This window comes from Halomonas sp. XH26 (genome assembly GCF_024138895.1).
Lineage (GTDB): Bacteria > Pseudomonadota > Gammaproteobacteria > Pseudomonadales > Halomonadaceae > Vreelandella > Vreelandella alkaliphila.
The window spans coordinates 428,430-450,142 of the sequence record NZ_CP071889.1 but is presented as its reverse complement, the minus strand read 5'-3'; the positions used below and the strand labels follow the sequence as shown (position 1 = coordinate 450,142).

At 55.9% G+C, this 21,713-nt stretch carries 20 protein-coding genes; 9 read left to right on the top strand and 11 right to left on the bottom strand.

All coding sequences use genetic code 11. The annotated features are described in order from the left end of the window. Positions 1-2 precede the first annotated feature (2 nt). Positions 3-1,721, bottom strand: coding sequence for an NADH-ubiquinone oxidoreductase-F iron-sulfur binding region domain-containing protein (locus tag J4377_RS02125; protein ID WP_253486469.1), 1,719 nt, complete (start codon positions 1,719-1,721; stop codon positions 3-5). A gap of 169 nt (positions 1,722-1,890) precedes the next feature. Then, a complete protein-coding gene (gene fdhA / locus J4377_RS02120) occupies positions 1,891-3,084 on the bottom strand; it encodes a formaldehyde dehydrogenase, glutathione-independent (protein WP_009724036.1) in 1,194 nt (397 codons plus the stop codon). A 244-nt stretch (positions 3,085-3,328) separates the two neighbouring features. On the opposite strand from fdhA, the gene J4377_RS02115 reads away from it, so the two are divergent. Together J4377_RS02115 and J4377_RS02110 are read left to right on the top strand one after the other, a co-directional pair. Further along, on the top strand, positions 3,329-4,909 hold the full coding sequence (locus tag J4377_RS02115; protein WP_120385853.1) for a BCCT family transporter: 1,581 nt from the start codon (positions 3,329-3,331) through the stop codon (positions 4,907-4,909). 67 nt (positions 4,910-4,976) lie between these two features. After that, a complete protein-coding gene (locus J4377_RS02110; RefSeq protein ID WP_038480844.1) occupies positions 4,977-5,864 on the top strand; it encodes a DMT family transporter in 888 nt (295 codons plus the stop codon). Positions 5,865-6,021: 157 nt separating this feature from the next. Here the strand turns inward: J4377_RS02110 and J4377_RS02105 are convergent, their stop codons facing one another. From J4377_RS02105 to J4377_RS02075, 7 genes are all read right to left on the bottom strand, one after another. Continuing rightward, positions 6,022-6,864 (bottom strand): electron transfer flavoprotein subunit beta, encoded by an 843-nt coding sequence (locus J4377_RS02105; protein WP_253486467.1) that lies wholly within the window; start codon positions 6,862-6,864, stop codon positions 6,022-6,024. Continuing rightward, on the bottom strand, positions 6,854-8,161 hold the full coding sequence (locus J4377_RS02100; RefSeq protein ID WP_231658322.1) for an electron transfer flavoprotein subunit alpha/FixB family protein: 1,308 nt from the start codon (positions 8,159-8,161) through the stop codon (positions 6,854-6,856). Before J4377_RS02100 ends, J4377_RS02105 begins: the two co-directional genes overlap by 11 nt. Then, entirely contained in the window at positions 8,158-10,188 is a 2,031-nt protein-coding gene (locus J4377_RS02095; protein ID WP_253486465.1) for a (Fe-S)-binding protein, read from the bottom strand. Before J4377_RS02095 ends, J4377_RS02100 begins: the two co-directional genes overlap by 4 nt. Positions 10,189-10,388: 200 nt before the next feature. Then, a complete protein-coding gene (gene dgcA, locus J4377_RS02090) occupies positions 10,389-12,461 on the bottom strand; it encodes a dimethylglycine demethylation protein DgcA (RefSeq protein ID WP_253486464.1) in 2,073 nt (690 codons plus the stop codon). Between the two features lie 24 nt (positions 12,462-12,485). Beyond that, the gene (locus J4377_RS02085; protein ID WP_038486488.1) at positions 12,486-13,031 is read right to left on the bottom strand and encodes a DUF5943 domain-containing protein; all 546 of its coding nucleotides are present in this window, start codon (positions 13,029-13,031) and stop codon (positions 12,486-12,488) included. 81 nt (positions 13,032-13,112) lie between these two features. Then, positions 13,113-14,090 carry a dipeptidase gene (locus J4377_RS02080; RefSeq protein ID WP_038480829.1) on the bottom strand — a complete coding sequence of 326 codons (978 nt, stop codon included), beginning with the start codon at positions 14,088-14,090 and terminating at the stop codon, positions 13,113-13,115. 218 nt (positions 14,091-14,308) lie between these two features. Then, positions 14,309-15,454: a GlxA family transcriptional regulator gene (locus J4377_RS02075; RefSeq protein WP_038480826.1), complete on the bottom strand. Its 1,146-nt coding sequence runs from the start codon at positions 15,452-15,454 to the stop codon at positions 14,309-14,311. 363 nt (positions 15,455-15,817) lie between these two features. On the opposite strand from J4377_RS02075, the gene J4377_RS02070 reads away from it, so the two are divergent. Continuing rightward, complete coding sequence (locus J4377_RS02070; RefSeq protein ID WP_198350095.1) at positions 15,818-16,762, top strand: tetratricopeptide repeat protein; 945 nt, start codon at positions 15,818-15,820, stop codon at positions 16,760-16,762. Positions 16,763-16,773: 11 nt separating this feature from the next. Here J4377_RS02070 and J4377_RS02065 read toward each other — a convergent pair whose 3' ends face one another. Continuing rightward, positions 16,774-17,937: a MalY/PatB family protein gene (locus J4377_RS02065; protein ID WP_038480820.1), complete on the bottom strand. Its 1,164-nt coding sequence runs from the start codon at positions 17,935-17,937 to the stop codon at positions 16,774-16,776. A gap of 39 nt (positions 17,938-17,976) precedes the next feature. Here J4377_RS02065 and J4377_RS02060 point away from each other — a divergent pair, with 39 nt between their 5' ends. Beyond that, entirely contained in the window at positions 17,977-18,408 is a 432-nt protein-coding gene (locus tag J4377_RS02060) for a hypothetical protein (RefSeq protein WP_038480817.1), read from the top strand. A 32-nt stretch (positions 18,409-18,440) separates the two neighbouring features. On the opposite strand, the gene J4377_RS02055 is transcribed toward J4377_RS02060, so the two are convergent. After that, positions 18,441-18,683, bottom strand: coding sequence for a hypothetical protein (locus J4377_RS02055; protein WP_231658327.1), 243 nt, complete (start codon positions 18,681-18,683; stop codon positions 18,441-18,443). A gap of 232 nt (positions 18,684-18,915) precedes the next feature. Here J4377_RS02055 and J4377_RS02050 point away from each other — a divergent pair, with 232 nt between their 5' ends. The 5 genes from J4377_RS02050 (at position 18,916) to J4377_RS02030 (ending at position 21,691) form a co-directional block, all read left to right on the top strand. Further along, entirely contained in the window at positions 18,916-19,722 is an 807-nt protein-coding gene (locus tag J4377_RS02050) for a hypothetical protein (protein ID WP_038480815.1), read from the top strand. Between the two features lie 64 nt (positions 19,723-19,786). Continuing rightward, positions 19,787-20,194, top strand: coding sequence for a thioesterase family protein (locus J4377_RS02045; protein ID WP_038480812.1), 408 nt, complete (start codon positions 19,787-19,789; stop codon positions 20,192-20,194). A 39-nt stretch (positions 20,195-20,233) separates the two neighbouring features. Further along, a complete protein-coding gene (locus J4377_RS02040) occupies positions 20,234-20,533 on the top strand; it encodes a hypothetical protein (RefSeq protein ID WP_038480809.1) in 300 nt (99 codons plus the stop codon). 15 nt (positions 20,534-20,548) lie between these two features. Further along, on the top strand, positions 20,549-21,070 hold the full coding sequence (locus J4377_RS02035; RefSeq protein ID WP_038480806.1) for a DUF501 domain-containing protein: 522 nt from the start codon (positions 20,549-20,551) through the stop codon (positions 21,068-21,070). Between the two features lie 69 nt (positions 21,071-21,139). Then, entirely contained in the window at positions 21,140-21,691 is a 552-nt protein-coding gene (locus tag J4377_RS02030; protein ID WP_038480803.1) for a TIGR00730 family Rossman fold protein, read from the top strand. Positions 21,692-21,713 lie beyond the last annotated feature (22 nt).

The following is a 21,713-nucleotide window of genomic DNA, read 5'->3' as shown; positions in this document are numbered from 1 at the left end:
CCTTATCCCTTGACGATAACGTTCTGGGCAGCCAGTTCACTGCGAAAATCCTTGAGCAAGCCCAATACTGGGTTCGGTGCCGCCTGACCCAGCCCGCAAATAGAGGCATCTATCATCACTTGGGAAAGCTGCGTCATAAGCCCAGCGTCCCATTCATTACGCTCGAGCAGGGTGAGCATTTTTTCAGTACCCACTCGACAGGGAGTACATTGGCCACAGGACTCATCGGCAAAGAAAGCCAGTAGGTTGGTAGCAACCCCGCGCAGATTGTCCTGATCAGAAAGCACGATCACCGCAGCGGAGCCAATAAAACAGCCGTGCTCCTGGAGGGTATCGAAGTCGAGAGGAATATTGGCTTTAGTGGCGGGCAGAATGCCGCCAGAGGCGCCACCAGGCAGATAAGCCGCCAAGCGTTGGCCTTCCGCCATACCGCCACAATACTCGTCAATTAACTCGCTTAACGTGATGCCAGCAGGCGCCAGATAAACGCCAGGCTGCTTAACGCGCCCCGAAACCGAGAAACTGCGCAGCCCCACGCGGCCATGGCGGCCCTGACTGGAGAAAGCCTCAGCGCCGCGCTGCCAGATCATCGGGATCCAGTAGACGGTCTCGACGTTATTGACCAGCGTTGGGCGGTCAAAGAGCCCTTTCTGAGCCACAAACGGAGGACGATGGCGGGGCTTGCCCGGTTTGCCTTCCAGGGACTCAATCATCGCCGACTCTTCGCCGCAGATGTAAGCACCCGCCCCGCGGCGCAGCACGATATATCCCGGCGCCACTAGGCCAGCGGCCTCAAGCTCGCCAATCGCCTCGCGCAGCACGACATGTAACGCTGGATACTCGTCGCGTAGGTAGATATACAGCGCCTCGGCGTCTACCGCCCAAGCACTGACCAAGGCACCTTCAAGAAACTGGTGCGGTGAGCGTTCCAGATAATAACGATCCTTAAAGGTACCGGGTTCGCCTTCGTCAGCATTAATGGCACAGTAGCGAGGGCCAGCCTCCTGACGCACAAAGTGCCATTTCTTAAAAGTAGGAAAACCCGCGCCCCCTAAACCGCGAAGGTTGGCCTGCTGCACCGCTTCCATCAATGCTTCGACCGTTACTTCCCCGTTGCGGCAGGCCTGGAGCAATGCAAAACCACCCTCGCTGCGATAGCTATCAAGTCGTTGCCAATCGATAGGTTCGGGGTGAGTGTCGTCGGCATCGATAGCTGCCTGAACTTGAGCCGCATCGGCTCGACCTAAGTGGTGATGGCCGACCTCCACTACGGGCGCTGTGTCGCAGCGCCCCATGCATGGCGCGCGCAACACCCGCACTTGCTCGATATCGACGTTTGCTTCCAACTGCGCTTTAAGCGTCTCAGCGCCAGCTAACTGGCAAGCCAGAGAGTCACAAACGCGGATTGTCAACGCTGGGGGCACGTCCTGATCGTCATGGATGACGTCGAAGTGAGCATAAAAGGTAGCTGTCTCATAGATCGCTGCCATCGGCAGGTTCATATAAGTTGCCAGGGCACGCAGGTCTGCCAACAACAAATGCCCTCGGGCATCCTGAAGAGCATGCAGGTGTTCGATTAATAAATCGCGTCGACGCAAGGTGGCATCGTTGCGTTCATCGCCCAGCAGCTCACGCAATCCCTCAAGACGGATGGGATCGAGTTCACGGCCGCGGGGCTTGCCGCGAAAGCGGCGCTTGGGGGTCACGGTCTGGACGGTCATGGGTCACTCATTATTATCTTGATCGGCGGTATACCGAATGAACGAAGACGGCACCCCGCGGGGTGCCGTCTAGGGTCTTACTATCTATCCTGAACTATCTATACCGAACTATCTATTTCTAACTATCTATCTCGTATCCCCTCCCTGCGGGCGGGCAGGTGCTTCCGCCTTATGCAGGCACACTGCCGTGGGGATCAATGACAAATTTCTTGGCGGCTCCACCATCGAAGTCGGCATATCCTTGGGGCGCCTGATCCAGGGTGATCATCTGTACATTTACCGCATCGGCGATCTTAACTTTTCCGAATAGAATAGCCTGCATCAGCGGGCGGTGGTACTTCATTACTGGGCACTGTCCGGTATGAAAACTGTGGGATTTGGCCCAGCCGAGGCCAAAGCGCATACTCAAAGCACCCTGCTTAGCGGCATCGTCAGCGGCACCTGGGTCTTCGGTCACATACAGGCCAGGAATACCGATTTGGCCACCCGCGCGAGTTAGCGACATCGCCGAGTTAAGCACGGTCGCAGGTGCTTCTTTACCATGGTTGCAGCCGCAGGCGTGGGCCTCGAAACCAACACAGTCGACAAAGGCATCGACTTCGCGCTCGCCGAGAATCACCTCAATCTTGTCGGCCATGTCGCCGTCCTGGGTCAGGTCAATGGTCTCGCAGCCAAAGCTTCGCGCTTGGGCTAAACGGTCTTCGACCATATCGCCGACAATCACACAAGCCGCGCCAAGCAACTGCGCAGAAACTGCCGCCGCCAGACCCACAGGGCCAGCACCCGCAATATAGACAGTGCTGCCGGGGCCAACACCAGCAGTAACGCAACCGTGGAAGCCGGTGGGGAAAATATCGGAAAGCAGGGTTAAATCTTTGATTTTCTCCATCGCTTGATCGGTGTCCGGGAACTTCAGCAGATTAAAGTCTGCGTAGGGAACCATGACATATTCGGTCTGGCCACCCACCCAGCCACCCATATCAACATAGCCATAAGCAGCCCCTGGACGAGAGGGGTTCACATTCAGGCAAATGCCGGTACGGCCTTCTTTACAGTTGCGGCAGCGACCGCAAGCAATATTAAACGGCACAGAGACTAGATCGCCGGGCTGGATAAACTCGACGTCGCGACCACACTCCACCACCAAACCAGTGATTTCGTGACCCAGCACCAAACCGGATGGCGCAGTGGTACGGCCGCGCACCATATGCTGGTCGCTGCCACAGATATTGGTGGTGACGACTTTAAGAATTACGCCGTGCTCACACTTTCGATTACCGATGGCGAGCTCAGGATAGGCAATAGATTCAACGGCGACTTCACCCGGCCCTTTATAGACCACTCCGCGGTTGGCTGCATTCATGGCTAGCTCCTGTTGTTTATTGTTGTGCGCTTGATGGTGGATTGCGCTTTCCCACCCTATCCCCTCCGTGCCTAAGGACTTACCCCACAAAGGCACTCACATATCTATTCAAGACATCCTAGCCAAGACGAATAGCTAGAGGTCGCTTTCACGACACTCTTACCCTGAAACAGGCCCAACAATTCGTTGTGTCGGCGATGCGGGCGCATAGCCGATATCTAACAATAGCCACCAAGGACATCTAATGAAGAACAATGACGACCCTGTCCTGTCGCCCGGACAGGACAATACTCAGATAATGGGGTTAGATTTTCATAACCCCGTATTCCCACTCTCTGCTCTCGCCATTCTGCTATTCATTCTTTACGCACTGGTTTACCCGGATGCCGCTAATACGCACCTAGGGCTTGCCAAGAACTGGTCAATTGAACACTTTGACTGGCTGTTTATGATTGCAGGCAATACCTTTGTGGTGTTCTGCCTCGTACTGATCTGCTTGCCGCTCGGGCGAATTCGTTTGGGCGGCAGCGATGCCAAGCCGGAGTACTCGCGCACGTCCTGGTTCGCCATGCTTTTTGCGGCGGGTATGGGTATCGGTCTGATGTTCTGGAGCGTTGCTGAGCCAGTGGCCTATTACACCGACTGGTACGGTACGCCCCTCAACGCCCCCGCAGGAACGCCGGAAGGCGCTAGTGCTGCCATGGGCGCGACCATGTTTCATTGGGGGCTGCACCCCTGGGCAATCTACGCAGTCGTCGCACTCTCGCTGGCGTTCTTTGCCTATAATAAGGGCTTGCCACTCACGCTTCGCTCCGCCTTTTATCCACTTCTAGGTGAGCATACCCGCGGCTGGGCAGGTCATATCATCGATATTCTTGCCGTACTCGCCACCATTTTCGGCCTAGCCACCTCGCTTGGCTTTGGCGCTACCCAAGCGGCAGGTGGGCTCGCCTATCTGTTCGGCATCCCCAACACTATTGGTACTCAGCTGGCGATTATCCTAGTGGTCACGGTGATTGCACTATTCTCGGTATGGCGGGGTATCGACGGGGGCGTAAAGCTATTCTCAAACATTAATATGATCATCGCGGCGATACTGCTTCTATTCGTTGTGATAGCAGGCCCGACCCTGATGATATTGACAGGGATTGGCACCACAACGCTAGACTATGTAAGCCACCTTTTGCCGCTATCGAACTGGATTGGACGCGAGGACGACACCTGGTACCACGGCTGGACCATCTTTTACTGGGCGTGGTGGATCTCCTGGTCTCCGTTTGTCGGCATGTTTATCGCTCGCGTATCGCGTGGACGTACCGTTCGGGAGTTTCTAATTGCCGTACTGCTGGTACCAACGCTAGTCACCTTGGTTTGGATGAGCGCCTTCGGCGGCACAGCGCTTTTTCAGGCGACTAACGGCGTAGGCGAACTGGCCAACGGCATCGGTGATGTCTCGCTTGCCATGTTCCATATGCTGGAACAGTTGCCTCTCACCAGCATAACGTCAACACTAGCCATTATCCTGGTGCTGGTTTTCTTCATCACTTCATCAGACTCCGGCTCGTTGGTAATCGATAACATCACCGCCGGTGGCAAAACCGATGCCCCTAAGGGCCAGCGTGTTTTCTGGGCCGCACTTGAAGGTGTCATTGCAGGAGTGCTGTTGTATGGCGGCGGTAGCACCGCACTCAGTGCGCTTCAGGCGGGCGCGGTAGCCACGGGGCTGCCCTTCACACTGGTACTATTAATGATGTGCGTCAGCCTTTACGTAGGCCTTAATAAGGAGTGGCAACAGCTTAACGCGATACCCAAAACCGCCAAGTAACCTCCCCCGCAACCGCCCGCTCAACTAGCGGGCGGTTGCTCTCTTTTACCGACCAGGAACCAAGACAATGCAGTCAAATTCTTACCAGCGCGGTCTGGCCATGGTGATACTGGGCGTGGTGTTCCTCAGTTTCGACGGTCTGCTGATCCGTCTAGCCAATACCGATGGCTGGACCATCGTATTTTGGCGCGGTTTTTTGATGTTCTGCGTACTAGGAGTCCTGTGCTGTGTGGGTAATCGATTAGGGGCACTGAGAAGCCATCCGTTTTCGTCACTCGCCTCAGCGTTGCTGCTGGGTCTAATGTCGAGCCTCTTCGTACTCGCAGTGATGAACGCCAATGTGGCCAACGTGGTAGTAATACTGAGCACAGCGCCACTGTTTGCCGCACTTTTTTCACGGGTTTTCCTACATGAAAAGGTGCCGCTAAGAACGTTGGTAGCCATTGCCGTCTGCATGCTGGGTATGGGTTTGGTGTTCTTGGGCGAAGGAGCCATGGGAATGCTGGCGGGTAACCTGTATGCCTTAACGGCTGCGGCGGCCATCGGCGGTAACCTGACCTTGCTACGCCGCTATCCAGCCATTGACCCCATGACGGTGATTGCTGGTGGCGGACTGCTCTCAGCAGCAATTGCTCTGCCCATGGCCTCACCGCTGGCGCTTGATGCCGAGCGTTATGGCGTGCTGGCACTGATGGGGCTAGTGCAGATGCCCCTGGCCACGGTGCTGATCAATAGCGCCACCCGCTACCTGCCGTCTACCGAGGTGGCACTGTTTTACCTGGTGGAAACCGCATTGGGCACACTATGGGTTTGGTGGCTACTAGGCGAGACGCCGACGGCATCAACGCTACTGGGCGGGGCCATCGTCATCACGGTACTAGTACTACACGCCTGGATGGGTTTACACCTGGAAAGACAGCGCCTGCGGCTTTATCCAGGCTTTACTGGCAAGTAGGTCATAACAACATAGAAGAAGATAACGACAGAGAACGTAAAGACTTAAAACGTAAAGGCTTCGAAAATAAAGACTCAGAGATTAAACAATAGATAACAAGAAGCCCGCCAACAGAGGGCGGGCTTTAAGATTGCTAACATGCCGTGATCAAAAAGCTTCAGCGCAGCACGCCCTCTTCCTTGAGCAGCTTGTAGATCGCCTCGGCGCCCTGCTCAGGGGTAACGTCGGTAAGCACTTGCCCGCCCTTGCCCTCGGCTTTGGAAGCCGCCGCCTTGAAGCGGTCTCTTGCAGAGGCGGCTTTGATGATTTTCAGACGCTTAGGCCGTTTACGTGCGGGGCTCAAGTGCCACTGGGCCAACTCACTGTCGGCTTCAGAGGTAGTGGGCGCCACCAAGAAGGTGGCTCGACGAGCCGGGCCGAAGGCGCTCTGACGCGCCGCCGGCGCTGCTTCATCCACGCTGATGATGGCGGGCAAGCGCACCTTGAGACGGCGACGCTGGCCCCGTGGCAACGCCTGAAGCAGCGTTATCACACCATTCTCCACTGTCTCTATCGACGCCAAGCTATTCACTAACGGCCAACCGAGATGCTCCGCCAACGCATAGGGCAAAAGCCCAGAACCTTCTCCGCGCTCGGCCCGGGCACCGGTGATCACTAGTTGGGGCGAGGTAGCGGCTAAATGTTCCACCAGCGGCAGAATAGCATCGCAGCCTTCAGGCTGCTCCAGCAAAGTCATGGACTCAAGCCCCATACCAACGCCTGTGGCCATACCCAAGTAACTGCGCAGAGCTGCCTCGCTGTCGACATCCTGAGAACCAGCGTGCAGTACGTCAATCCGACTACCCGGCAGTTCTGCTTCCATGGCTAGAGCAAGTTCCAGACCCCGTGCATCCTGCTCGGCGCGCCTCGCACGACCGGTTGTGGGGTGACGGCCTATGGAGACCAGCACCGCCACGTCGATACCCGGCTTTTGTTGTTTTTGCTGTTGTTCAGGCCGCATCGCGCTGCCCTCCTCGCTGCTGTTCCACCATCGCCACTAACGCAGCAAGAATTTGCGTGCTGTCGCCTATCACCGCCAGGTCTGCGCGTTTGATCATGTCGCACCCCGGATCGAGATTAATTGCCACCACCTTGTCGCAGCGCTGAATGCCCTGTAGGTGCTGGATCGCGCCTGAAATACCCACCGCCATATAGACTCGGGCGGTTACCCAGGTGCCGGTTGCACCTACCTGCCGATCACGAGCCATAAAGCCGTCATCCACCGCGACACGCGAGGCCCCTTCGGTAGCGCCTAGTACTTTCGCAGCATGGTGGAAGGCGTCCCACTGTTTAACACCATTGCCACCAGAGAGGATGAATTCAGCCTCGGCCAACGCCACGCCAGCGGGATCCACCGCCACCTGCCCCAGATCTTCAATGCGCGATAGAGTGATGGGAATTGGCGCCGCCAAGGTCTGGCACTCGGCCGCATGCCGCGTCTCATCCATCGGCTCAGCGCACTCGGCCAGTGCCAGGGCAACCCGCGGCAGAGGGCGCTGGATATCCAGGCTTCCAGCGGCGCCACGGGTAGTGCAGCGCCAACCCAAGGAGGCCTCATTATCAACTTCCACCTGCCACACCCCCGTGGCAGCGCGCTCACCCAGGCGTAAGGCAAGCCGCCGCCCCAGATCAGCTCCGCCTAGGGGGGAGTCCGGCAACAGCCAGAAGCGCGGCGTCATCTCACGTTCGACGGCACTTAACACCGCCAGCCGTGCCTCGGGAGCAAACCCAGCGTAAAGTTCATCATCAAGATGCACGACGCGATCGATCCCGGCGTCGCCAAGCGCTTCTTCCTTATGCTCGCCGTCCCCCTCGCCCTTATGCTCACCAAACAGGATCGCCACCACGGCACCAGGCTGTTCGGCGTCGGCATCCGCCACGCGTCTGGCTAGTCCTAACAGATCCTTATCATGGCTTGAAAGGCGGCCACCGGTCAGGTCAGGTACTACTGCTACCAGAAAAGCGGGCTGATCAATAGTCACCCTACGGCGACTATCGCGGGCCGCCGTGGTGGTCGCGGCGGCCTGTCTACCTTGCTGGAGGCCGCTACGATCAATCCGTTTGACGCCATTCGGGCCGATAAAACCAATGGCGCGAGGATTCTTACGCACCACACCGTTGGGCCCCAGCCACTCACTGGCTGCTCCGCCGCCCTCACTGTTTACACCAAGAGCGGCGAGCACACTGGCGTGGTCTGGATGAAGACGGTTCCGGGCGATCCACTCGCGACGCGGATCGCGGCGAATAATCTCACTCATAAGGTCACCTCTTCAGCAGTCGTCACTGCAGTGGTTCGGCGGGATACCCCAGACACATCGCCAGCAGGACGCTCAACCAGGGCATCAGCTACCAGTTCGGCGATATCGCGCACTTCAGCACTGGCATCCACCACACCTTCCAGCATGGCAGTGCACTGTGGACAGCCCACCGCCACTAGCTCGGCGCCGCTCTCTTTAACATCATTCATACGCATATCGGGGATTCGGCGCTCACCAGGGATATCCGTGATTGGCGCCCCACCGCCGCCGCCACAGCAGCGCGAACGGAACCCAGAGCGCTCCATCTCGGCCACCTGAATGCCCAGCGCTTTAAGCACTCGCCGCGGGGCTTCGTATTCACCGTTATAGCGTCCCAAATAACATGGGTCGTGATAAGTAACGCTGCCACCTTTCCAGGGAGCAAAGGTCAGCCGTCCTGCATCATACAATTCAGCAATAAAGGTACTGTGGTGGCGCACCTCGTAGCTGGCATTGAAATCGCTGCCACCCTGCCCTTCTTGAAGAAAGTCGCCGTACTCATTGCCCAGCACATGAAAACTATGCGGATCACAGGTGACAATCTGCTGGAAGCGATACTTGGCCAGGGTGGCAATATTGCGCTTAGCCAGGGATTGGAACGTCGCTTCATCGCCCAATCGTCTTGCCACATCACCGCTGTCGCGCTCTTCAGCACCTAATACGGCGAAGTCTACTTCGGCAGCACGCAGTACTTTAATCAGGGCACGTAGGGTTCGCTGGTTACGCATATCAAAGGCGCCATCCCCCAACCACAACAGCACATCAACCTGCTTTAGGTCAGCCATTAGCGGTAGGTTAAGATCCGCCGCCCAGTTGAGCCGTGAGCCTGGGTCGAAACCGCCGGGGTTGTCGGTAGCAATCAGGTTGTCGAGCACCTCAGCACCTTTATTGGGTGTCTTACCCCGCTCCAAGGTCAGGTGGCGGCGCATATCGACAATCGCATCCACGTGCTCAATCATCATTGGGCACTCCTCGACACAGGCACGGCAGGTCGTGCACGACCAGAGAGTCTCGGCGTCAACCAACGCCTTTCCCTCTTTCATAACAACAGGCGCCACGATAGGCGCATGGGGAGCGCCTTGGTGCTCTCCCACTGGCTTACCAGGATAAGGAGAACCGGCATAGCCAGCATCGCTACCACCGGCAAAACCCACCACCATGTCTTGAATCAGCTTTTTAGGATTGAGCGGTTGACCAGCAGCAAACGCAGGGCACACTGCCTCGCAGCGACCGCACTGCACGCAGGCATCGAAGCCCAGCAGTTGATTCCAGGTAAAGTCAGTTGGCTTTTCCACGCCCAGAGGCGCCGCTTCATCTTCCAGGTTCAGTGCTTTGAGCCCCGTTGACCGGCCGCCACCAAAGCGCTCAGCCCGACGGTGAAAGGCGAGATGTAAGGCGCCAGCGAAGGCGTGCTTCATTGGGCCGCCCCAGGTCATGCCAAAGAACATTTCGCCCAGACCCCAAACCACAACGCCCGCCAACACCAGCGCCAGAAGCCAGCTACCGCTGCCTTCTACTAACCCGTCAGGCAACAAACCTACTGTGGGCAGTGTGATTAGGAAGACGCCTATCGAAAACGCCATCAGGCTCTTTGGCAGCCGCATCCAGGGGCCTTTGGAGAGCCGTGCAGGAGGGTTAAGCCGCCGACGCGCTACAAAGAGGCTACCGACGAACATGGAGGTGCTGGCCAGTAACAGCAACCCGCCTAGCAATGGGTTGGCGATACCAAGACCATGCACCAGGATCATCAGCACGGCGGCAGCCACGAAGCCTCCGGCGGTGGCTACGTGGGTATTGGAGATCATTTTGTCGCGCCCCACGACATGGTGCAGATCCACCAAATAGCGGCGCGGCAGGGCCATCAACCCCTGGAGCAGGTTCACCCGCGAGGGGCGCCCCTGACGCCACAGGCGTATACGGCGTACAGCGCCGATTACTGCCAGGGCCAGGGCAGTAAAAATCAGTATCGGCAAGAGCGTTTCGAGCATGGTACTCACCTCATCTTTCGCGGCGGGGCTGCTCCGGCGGCAGACCTCTGCGAGGGCGCTGTAAACCCATCCCTGGGCGCTACATTTGCCATCTGACCGCCATGGATGGCGGAAATGCCGTAAACGTATGGAACTGTTTTACGGCCATGGCAAATGACCCTCGCTACGGTCTACCACCGGCGCCCCGGCTCTCGCTCAGGTCAAAAGTCCTTGCAGATTCGCAGGGCGTCGTAGATAGCCGCATGGGTATTACGCGGAGCCGTGCAGTCGCCCAGGCGGAAGAGTAAAAAGTCGTCCCCTTCTTCGCTCAGGCTAGGCTGAGGCTGGATGGCATAGAGCGCCTCCAGATCCACCTGCCCTTTGTTGCGAGACTGCTCTTTGAGGGCGTAATAAAGCGCCTCGTCAGGACGCACGCCGTTTTCGACGACCACCTGATCAACCACGCGCTCTTCCAAGGCACCGGTGTACTCATTTTCGAGCACTGCCACGAGACTGTCGCCCTCGCGGTAGACCTTATGCAGCATCAAGTCAGAGGACATGATCACTTCTTTCTCGTATAGGCTGCGGTAATAAGTGGGGAAGGTGGTGCCGCCCACCGCCGCGCCGGGCTTGATATCGTCGGTGACGATCTCGACCTTGGCGCCCTTATCAGCTAGAAAATCTGCCGCTGAGACGCCGGAGAATTCGCAGATGGCGTCATAAATCAGCACGTTTTTACCTGGCGCCACCTTACCTGAGAGAATATCCCAGGTGCTGACCACCAGGCTCTCCTCAGCATTCTCTGAATAGCCCCACTCCGGGTGCTGGCTAAGGAAGGGTTGGCCACCGGTGGCTAGCACCACGATATCGGGGCGTAGATCAAGCAAGGTTGCCTCATCGGCGCGAGCCCCTAGGCGCAGGTCGACTTTCAGCCGCGCCAACTCCAGCTGGTACCAACGAGTGATACCGGCGATTTGGTCGCGCTGCGGCGCCTGAGCAGCGATAGTGATCTGCCCGCCCAGGGCGTCAGCCGCCTCAAACAGAGTGACATCATGGCCGCGCTCAGCAGCAACGCGAGCTGCCTCCATGCCGCCGGGGCCACCGCCAACCACCACAACTTTACGCTTAACGCCCTCGGTCTTTTCAATGATATGCGGCAGGCCCATGTATTCCCGCGAGGTGGCCGCGTTTTGAATACACAGTACGTCCAGGCCCTGGTATTGGCGGTCGATGCAGTAGTTAGCCCCCACGCACTGCTTAATCTGGTCTATCTGCCCCATCTTGATCTTGGCGATCAGATGAGGGTCAGCAATATGCGCCCGGGTCATGCCCACCAAATCCACGTAGCCCCCTTCGAGAATACGCTGGGCCTGATTGGGATCTTTAATATTCTGGGCGTGGATCACCGGCACATTCACCACTTCCTTGATCCCCGCCGCCAGATGTAGAAAAGGCTCTGGCGGGTAGGACATATTAGGAATGACGTTGGCGAGGGTGTTGTGAGTGTCGCAGCCAGAACCGATAACGCCGAAGAAATCGACCATTTTAGTGGCATCGTAGTAGGCGGCGATCTGCTTCATATCGTCGTGAGAAAGACCGTCCGGGTGGAACTCGTCACCGCAAATGCGCATACCCACCACGAAGTCATCGCCCACTTCGGCACGTACCGCTTTGAGTACTTCTATGCCGAAGCGCATACGATTTTCGAAACTACCGCCCCACTGGTCCTCGCGCTTGTTGACCCGCGGGCTCCAGAACTGGTCGATCAGGTGCTGGTGAACGGCGGATAGCTCGACGCCGTCGAGGCCGCCTTCCTTGGCCCGGCGCGCGGCCTGGGCGAAGTCGCCGATGATGCGCCAGATCTCCTCCTCCTCGATGGTCTTGCAGGTGGAGCGGTGCACCGGCTCGCGGATACCAGAGGGGGATACCAGGGTCGACCAATCGAAGCCGTCCCAGCGTGAGCGGCGTCCCATGTGGGTAATCTGGATCATGATCTTGCCACCATGCTTGTGCACGGCGTCCGCCAGATTCTGAAAGTGTGGAATGATGCGGTCAGTGGAAAGGTTCACCGAGCTCCACCAACCCTGAGGGCTATCAATGGACACCACTGATGAGCCACCGCAGATACATAGGCCACAGCCACCCTTGGATTTTTCTTCGTAATACCTGACGTAGCGCTCAGTCGTCATACCACCGTCAGTGGCATGCACCTCGGCATGAGCGGTACTGACCACACGGTTACGGATAGTCAGCTTGCCGATCTCGATTGGCTCAAAGATTGCGTCAAATGCCATGGTTATCTCTCCTCACACCCAGGGTTAGTGGGCAGCATCGGGCAGCGGTTTGACAGCAAAGACGCCGACATCACAGCCGGGTTCGGCAGCGCTCTGCTTCTGCTCAGCAACGGTGCGCAGCGAACTACCCCGTGCAGCGAGAATTTGATTCATGGCCCCAGCAAACCAGCCAGTGAACATGTACTCGACCTTGCGCCCAACCTTACCCAGTTGGTAAACGAAGGCGCTATGTTCTAGCCGCACCTGAGCCGTGCCAGCGTCAAGATCAATCTGTTCGGTGATGAAGTGGCCCCAGCCACGCTGAGAGAGACGCAGCATGTAATGCTCAAAAACGGCTTCACCTTCGAGGCCATGGCACTCGGCTTCTTTCTCACACCAGTGCCAGGCGCTCTTATAGCCAGCGTGATAGAGGATTTCAGCGTACTTTTCAGCACCTAGCGCCTCTTCGACGGCCACATGGTTGTTGATAAAAAAGTGCCGTGGTACATAGAGCATCGGCAGCGCATCAGTCGTCCAGACGCCGGTTTCACTATCGACTTCGATAGGCAGTGCGGGGGCCAGTTTGGTCACGGATATCATCCTCTACATCATTATTCTTGGCTAAGGAGCAGGCTTATCCCATCGCTCCTATCAATCTTATGGAGCAAGCGTTTAGGCGCCCCAGACATCCTTGAGGACGCGCACCCAGTTCTCACCCATGACCTTCCTTACCTGAGTTTCACTAAAGCCGCGCTTAAGGAGCGCCTCGGTGAGATTGGGGAACTCTCCGATGGTGCGAATGCCTTTGGGATTAATGATCTTGCCAAAGTCTGTCAAACGACGGGCGTAGCCCTTGTCGTGAGTCAGCCACTCGAAGAACTCTTGACCGTGCCCTTGGGTGAAATCAGTGCCAATGCCGATAGCATCTTCGCCAACGATATTCATGACGTACTCGATCGCTTCGCAGTAGTCTTCGATGGTGGAGTCGATGCCCTTTTTGAGAAAAGGCGCGAACATGGTGACACCGACGAAACCGCCGTGATCAGCAATGAACTTAAGCTCTTGATCGGACTTGTTGCGCGGATGCTCTTTGAGGCCGGAGGGCAGGCAGTGGGAATAACAGACCGGCTTTTTGGATTCGAGAATCACCTCTTCAGAGGTTTTCGCACCAACATGAGAGAGGTCACACATAATGCCGACACGGTTCATCTCGGCGACGATCTCACGGCCAAAGCCAGACAGGCCGCCGTCACGTTCGTAACAGCCGGTTCCCACTAGATTCTGGGTGTTGTAGCACATCTGCACGATGCCTACGCCCAGTTGCTTGAAGATCTCTACGTAGCCGATTTGATCCTCAAAGGCATGCGCATTCTGGAAACCAAAGATGATCCCTGTCTTGCCCTCTTCTTTCGCACGCGTGATATCAGAGGTGGTGCGTACCGGGCGTACCAGGTCGCTACACTCAGCCATCAGTTGGTTCGACTTGACGATATTATCGACCGTGGCCTGAAACCCTTCCCACACCGAAACAGTGCAGTTAGCAGCTGTCAAACCACCGCGACGCATATCCTCAAGCAGCTCACGATTCCATTTGGCGATAATCAAGCCATCGATGACGATAGCGTCATCGTGCAGTTCTGAGGGTGTCATAGCTAAGCTCCAACATTGATTTATGTAGCGAGCATAGCGCTGACGTTGGGTTGGGCTGCTCTTGGAAACGACGACGGAAATTCCAAAAACGTCATTGTGTCGTGAACACGACAGCTACTTGGGATTTTTTGATATTTGCAGCAGCGAGGCATCGATATAAAAAAACGTGCTACCCGCCGCGGGATAGCACGTTCTCATTGTCGGCTGCGTAGGAGATATCAGTTCAACAGCGTCACGCTGGCAAAGGTAGGCTCTCCCTGAGCACACGCCAGTGCCTGCTGAGCGCTTGAGAAAGGCTCATTGGTATTGGGTTCGCCCCCCCACCGCTTGATCAGCGGTAGCGACTTGGCGTGATTATTTCCTTGCCGATCGTGCACCCCGAGGCGCTCATTTCTCGGCGGTACGCCAAAGTATTCACGGTAACACTTAGAAAAATGGGGCGTAGAAACGAAACCACAAACGGAAGCAATCTCGATGATCGATAAAGGCGTCTGCTTGAGCAGCTGTCTAGCGCGCACTAAGCGCAGTTTGAGATAATAACGCGATGGCGAGCAGAGCAGGTAGCGCTGGAACAGACGCTCTAACTGACGACGCGAAACATTAACATAACGAGCGAGTTCATCGAGTTCGATCGGTTCCTCAAGGTTGGATTCCATCAGTGCGACAATTTCCAACAGTTTAGGCTGGGTAGTGCCGAGTACGTGTTTAAGAGGAACGCGCTGCTGATCCTGCTCGTTACGCACACGCTCATAGATAAACATCTCGGAGATACCTGCCGACAGCTCGCGTCCATGATCATGAGCAATCAGGTTCAGCATCATATCGAGCGGCGCTGTGCCGCCAGACGCCGTGAAGCGATCCCGGTCAATCGAAAACAGAAAGGTCGTCAGAATGACATTCGGGAAAGCTTCCTGCATGGAAGCCAAACACTCCCAGTGGATGCTGGTTTCATAGTGATCAAGCAGCCCCGCCTGGCCTAGCGCCCAGCTGCCGGTACACACCGAGCCTAAACGTCTTAGTTGACGCGACTGCGACTGAAGCCAACGCACATGCTCACGAGTAACACTATGCTGAGGCCCCACTCCTCCGCACACAACGACCCACTCTAGCGACAAGGGGGTGTGCATAGAGGCGTCAGGCGTTACCTGCAACCCATCACTGGCACGTACCGGCAAGCCGTCTTGGGTCAGGGTATACCAGCGGTATAGTTCACGGCCGGCCAATTGATTGGCCATCCGCAAAGGATCAATGGCTGAAGCCAGGGAAATTAGCGTGAAATTATCTAACAGGAGAAAACCAAGGGTTTGCGGTTCGCCCGCACGATGGAGATTTGCTGTCAGGTCTTTTGCTTTGTCTGATGTCATCGATTTACCCTCCGTCACCTTTAGATCATCAGTTTTTCTTTTTATTAGTATAGGTGGCGCTGGCGCTTCTTTAGTTTCCCATTACTGCAGTGAACACTCACTCGTGCCGGGGTGGCATTACTCTTGAGTCGCATTCTGGCACGAATACGCCGAATAGCGACAAAACCATCTTGCAAACTAAGCGATACGTCGTAAACGCAACAGTAGAGGTCGCTATTAAAACGCCGGATAAGTGACCCAGATTTCGATTCATGGGGAGCACTTTTTGTGGTGGGTACTTTATTTACTACTATTTCCTTGAATCCTTACCTGATTGCCTGCATATCATGACGTAATCCACTTCAAGCGATGCAGAGCTTAGCCATGTCCATTATTGACCCCCGTACCGGCAATCCGTTGACCACGGAACCCGCTAATACCAGCAATGAAGAAGCGGGCACAGTTCGCCCTTCCGTGACACCTGAAGAAGTTATTATTGAGCTTAACGCTGGCAATATTCAGCAAGTGCTCGAAGCATCGATGCAAGTGCCAGTGCTACTGGGCTGTTATTCGCCTTCAAACGCCAGTGGTAACGCTCTGCTAGCGGTGTTGGAAAAGTTAGTTGTCGAATACGCGGGGGCTTTCCTGCTTGGCAAGCTGGATATTGAAGCCAATCCGGAAATCGCCAGCCAGTTAGGCGTGCGCTCGGCTCCCGATGTTAAGCTCGTTAGCCAAGGCGGCTTGGTCGATAGCTTCCAAGGCGTATTACCTGAAAAGGAAGTGCGCGAGTGGCTAAACCGTTACTTCCCAGCCCCAGGTGATGCTCCGCCTAGCCCAGAAGATCAAGCCGAAGAGGCATTAGCAGCGGGCAATGCTGCAGGCGCGCGCGAAATCTATCAAACCTTGATTAGCCAGTATCCAGAGCATTACGCCTACCAGATCGGCCTTGCAAGGGCACTCGTGGCTGAAAAACGCGGAGATGATGCCCGCAGCGTGCTCGACAACTTACCCCCCGAAGAGCGCGATGCGGCACCTGCCCGCGGCGTGCGAGCCAGTATCGAATTTAGCGAGCAGGCTCTTTCTGTTGAAGAAGTCGCCGCGCTGGGTGATCGCAACGACAGTGAAGCGAGGTACCAGCGTGCACTGCGCCATGTTGCCGATGGCCAATACGAAACAGGCCTTGAGGGACTGCTTGGTTTGATGAAGGATGACCGCGCCTATAACGACGACGCGGCCCGTAAAACCTTATTGCAAGTATTCGACGCCCTGGGTGCCGACCATCCGCTAACCGTTACCTATCGGCGCAAGCTATTTGCTCTGCTGTACTGATTCAGTACTGATCAGGCTTTCAGCAGCTTATCCATTCTCGCTAATGCCGCTTCCAGTTGCGAAGCGGTAGTACCAAAATTAAGCCGCACGAACCCAGGGCAGCCAAACGCAGCCCCATCAGAAAGTGCCACGCCCGCCCGTTCCAGTAATGCTTTGGCGGGCGAAGCGCCTAGTCCTGCCCCGCGCATATCTAGCCACGCCAAGTAGGTAGACGCTGGCTCGCTCATGGTCACTCCCGGCCATAACGCTACCCGTGCCTGCAGCGTAGCGCGGTGATCACGCAGTACCGCTAACAGCGCTTGACGCCAAGGTTCACCTTCGCGATAAGCCGCTTCAGCAGCAACCAGCCCCAGTACATTGCCATCCGGCAAAAAGCCTTTTGTGGCCTCAGCAAAGCGCTTACGCAGCGCAGCATCAGGAATAACGGCACAGGCACTGGTCAGCCCCGCAAGGTTGAACGTTTTTGACGGCGCCCACAGCGTTATCGTTCGTTTAGCCAGTTCCGGGAACATGGCAGCCAAGGGGCGATGTTGGGCTCCCTCGTTTAACAGCAGATCGCAGTGCAACTCATCAGAGACCACCCATAAATCATGCCGCTCAACGACCGCGGCCAACTGGGTAAGCTCCTGGTCACTCCATACACGCCCTGTTGGGTTATGCGGGTGGCACCACAGCAGTAGACGGGTTTGCGGTGTTATAGCGGCTTCTAACGCGTCAATATCCAACTGCCAAGGCTCGCCAGGGGACGCCGGCTCAGCTAACATCGCTTGCTGGGCCAGCCGTCCTGTACGTTCTGCAACGGCCAGGAAAGGTGGATAAATCGGGGCAATCGTGAGAACCCCTTCTCCGGGCTTGGTTAGCGCCATCGCCGCAAAGTGCAACGCGGGCACAACGCCAGGCAACCACTGTTGCCAATCGGGCTGAATAGACCAACCGTAGTGGTGGGCGCTCCACTGGCAGAGGGTTTCGGTTAACGTATCGGGCACTTCACCATAGCCATAGACACCGTGCTCCACTCGGGCACGTAGCGCCTCAATCACGGCGGGCGGTGAGCAAAAATCCATATCTGCCACCCACAACGGCAGTACGTTGGCATCATAACGGTGCCATTTTTGCGAAGCATAATCCCCTTTTGGAGAGCGTCGCTCGACGGGCGTGGCAAAATCAAACGCCATAATTAATCTCACTTATGTTCTTGGGAGTAACTATTGAGCATGCCGCAAGATGACTTTTATACCAAGATGCGCGCGGGACTATCGGCGTTGTTGCGGCAATGGCGTTCTCTTGGCCAAGCCGATACTGACCAACTGGCACTCATTTTGGCTGAAACGGCACGGGTCGCCAAACTAGGCACCCCCGATGAGACGCCAAGCGGTGCCATACTTGAGCAGTGGAGCCGCGAAGAGCATGGCGAGATACCGCTCTGGGCACCTCGCACCGCGGTATTTTTGCTCAACCAAATGCCTGCCCGCCCCACCCCACAAAGTGATGCGGAGGCCTGTGCCTGGGCTTACTGCTGGCTGCGCAACCGAGCATTTGATTCGCTGCAAGCCGCCCATGATGCATTGCCGCCCCACTTAAAAGTGCCGCTCGAAAATGCCTTAGAGGCTGCTTGGCGCGACCAACAAGGCCTACGTCTGGTGTAGCTAGCGAAAATCTCCACTGGCGATGTGTGTCACTAACGGCGTTTGCGCACTGGCGACTTTGGCTTAAAGCCAGCGGGCTTGGTGGCTAGCCAATCGACAAACGCGCGAATGTCATCATCACTCATTAGTGCTTCTAGGCTGGCAAAACGATCTGCTAACTCGCGCTCGCTGTACAGCCGATGAATATGCTTATGGCAAGGATGACAAAGCCAAACAATCGCGGTTAGGCGCTCTTCACGGCTGTAACGTTTTTGATAGCGCGGCTTATTATGCAAGGAGCGCGGTATCAAGTGATGTTTTGTCAACGAAGCTGACCGCTGGCACAGTTCGCAACCTTCAGGCTTTGGGGGCGGGGAAAGCGCATGGGTGCTTGAGTCAATTGAACGCGTCACGGTTTAGAAAGCCTCGTACGCTGGCAACACTTGAGACGATTTAAACACTAAAGCTGCTCAATAAAATAGCCGTGCAACACTAGTAACGACTTAATAACAGCAAGGAAAACACCGCATGATAGAGGTTCCTCTCACTTGGCAACTGGCAAAACTAGGTCTCTCAATTGGGATGGTGCTCGGGCTTGGTGCCATCGCGGTGCGTGCCAGTCCGCGTATGGCGGGGCTACTGGCGGGTTACCCATTAGGAACGGCGTTAGCGCTGTTTTTTATTGGTTTAGAAATTTCCCCGCTTTTTGCAACCCAAAGCGCGGTACATACACTGGCGGGCTTTACCGCAACGATGGCGTTAGTTGCAGGCTATTTAGTGGCAGGTCGCCAGCCAGGATTCAAAGGCATCGCTGGCGGCTTAGCAGGCGGCTTTATTGCGTGGTTCGCGGTTAGCACCGTACTTGCCCAATTCAATTTTACGCGGCTTAGCGGCACGCTACTGACACTCTGTGCTATCGCTGTATTCAGCCTGTTATTCCGCAGTATTCCTGATGTAAAAAGTCCCGCCAGTCGTGCCTTTTCGCTTCCTGCACTTGCCGCGCGAGCATGCTTAGCCACCGCCATCGTTTTTGTGATTACCTGGCTCGCTCATTGGCTGCCACCCGCTTGGGCGGGCACGCTAGCGGCTTTTCCAGTCACCATGCTGCCATTTCTGCTCATCCTGCATCTAAACTATGGGTTCGCGCCAGCGGCAACCGTGATCAAACACTACCCCATGGGGCTTGGCTCGTTGCTGAGTTATACGCTATGCGTTTCTTTGACTTACAGCACGTTAGGCCTTTTCTGGGGAACATTGGCGGGGTTCGCAACTGCCACACTGTGGCTACTTGGCTGGATGCAGTTCTCCGCATGGTATCAACGTCGCGCCACTTGACCAAGCGCTCGCTAGGGGTAATTCTGGTTAGCCTAAATTGCTAATAAACAATAAGGATATCCTGATGTTCACCCGTATGATTGAGCCAGCTTTCTACGACACCGATGCGCTAGGCCATATTAACAATACCCGTCTGCCAGCTTGGTTTGAGTTGGCACGTAACGACTTATTCAAACTATTTACGCCAGACCTAAACCCTAAACAGTGGCGTTTGATTATGGCGCGGATGGAAGTCGATTATCGTGCTGAACTGTTCTACGGCCACGACATCGAATTACGTACCTATTTGACACGTTTAGGTACCAGCTCGTTTACAGTGACTCAGGAGGCGCGCCAACATGGCACGCTGACCAATGTGGGGCATACCATACTGGTGCAATACGACCATCAAGAGAAACGTGCGGTACCTATTGAAGGTGATTTGCGTGATGCGCTATCCGCACACTTACACAGCGCGCCAACGCCGGCTTAATTCACTCCCCTCCGTTTGGCGGGGCGCTGGGAGATCCCCATGGCAATCCGTTATAATCTTTGGATCGATCCGGATAATACGGCGCAGCATCGCGCCGTTGAAGCCGACCTTGAGCGCTATTTTATGGAGCGCTTTGCTGACTACCCGCATATCCGCTTGTTCGGCGCAGACCCTTACGATTATGATGCCCCGTTCAATCGGCTTTACGATGTGTTAATGGCGCGAGCCGCAGAGTACTGCGAGCGGACATGGTGCTATGTGGCGTCTCCCGAACAGCTGAACCGCTGCTTCTTCCGTGCTGTTGGCCGCTCAAATAAGTTTATTCAAGATGACCGATAGTGAGATACCAACGTAATGGTAATTCGTACCGACCAAGCGCCCGATGAGCGCCAGCTAGCTATTATCACCCAACAGCTCGGGCGCGCTCCCCGCGGTATTGAAGCCGTTGCGGCTACCGATGCCCACGGCACTCCGCTTGTGCTACGTATGGCGCCGATTGTCGATGGCAAACCATTTCCCACCCTTTACTGGCTATGCTCCGATCTGCTCAAAATTGAGATCTCACGGATTGAAGCCGTGGGTGTCATTAAGTCGCTGGAACAACGCCTTCAGGAAGAACCTGAATTTCTAGATGCTTACCAACAAAGCCATCACGATTACGTTAAAGCACGCTGGGCGTATATGAGTAATGCCCAACGCGATGAAGTCGCTAAGCTTGGCTATAGCGATGTTCTCACCGAGCGTGGTGTGGGCGGCATTAGCAACTGGCAACAGGTACGCTGCCTGCACACTCAATATGCCCACCATTTATGTGGCAATAACGTGATCGGGCAATGGATGGATGAACACTATAACGTTCAGAGCTGCCTAAGCTAACAGCACATTCATGGCTTGATAACTCACCGCTCATTTATAAGCAGCTGATCTGTCATAAGGACGCTTACCATGGCACGAATTTGTGTATATCTCGGCTCGCGTGAAGGGAACACACCCGCTTTTCGCCAAGCCGCCAACACGCTTGGCACCGCCATTGCCGACCGCGGGCACACGCTTGTTTATGGCGGTGCACGTATTGGTTTAATGGGGGCACTCGCCAATGCGACGCTGGATGCAGGCGGCAAAGTGATTGGCGTGATGCCAGATCACCTTGTTGAGCGCGAGCAAGCACACTTTGGCTTGACTGAGCTTATACGCGTGCCAAACATGCACGAACGCAAAGCGACCATGGCCGCCAATGCTGACGCTTTTATTGCCCTACCTGGCGGCATAGGCACCTTTGAAGAGCTGTTTGAAATCTGGACCTGGGGATATTTAGGGCTTCACGAAAAACCCATGGGTCTACTCGACACCGATGGCTTTTATGCTCCACTGCTTACCTTTTTGGATAGTACCGTCAGCCACGGCTTTTTGGCCCAAACAACACGCGATATGTTGATGGATGCGCCCACGCCCAACCAACTACTGGCTGCATTAGAAACACAGCTTGATTCAGCGTAAACCGGCTGTATTAAAGAGATAT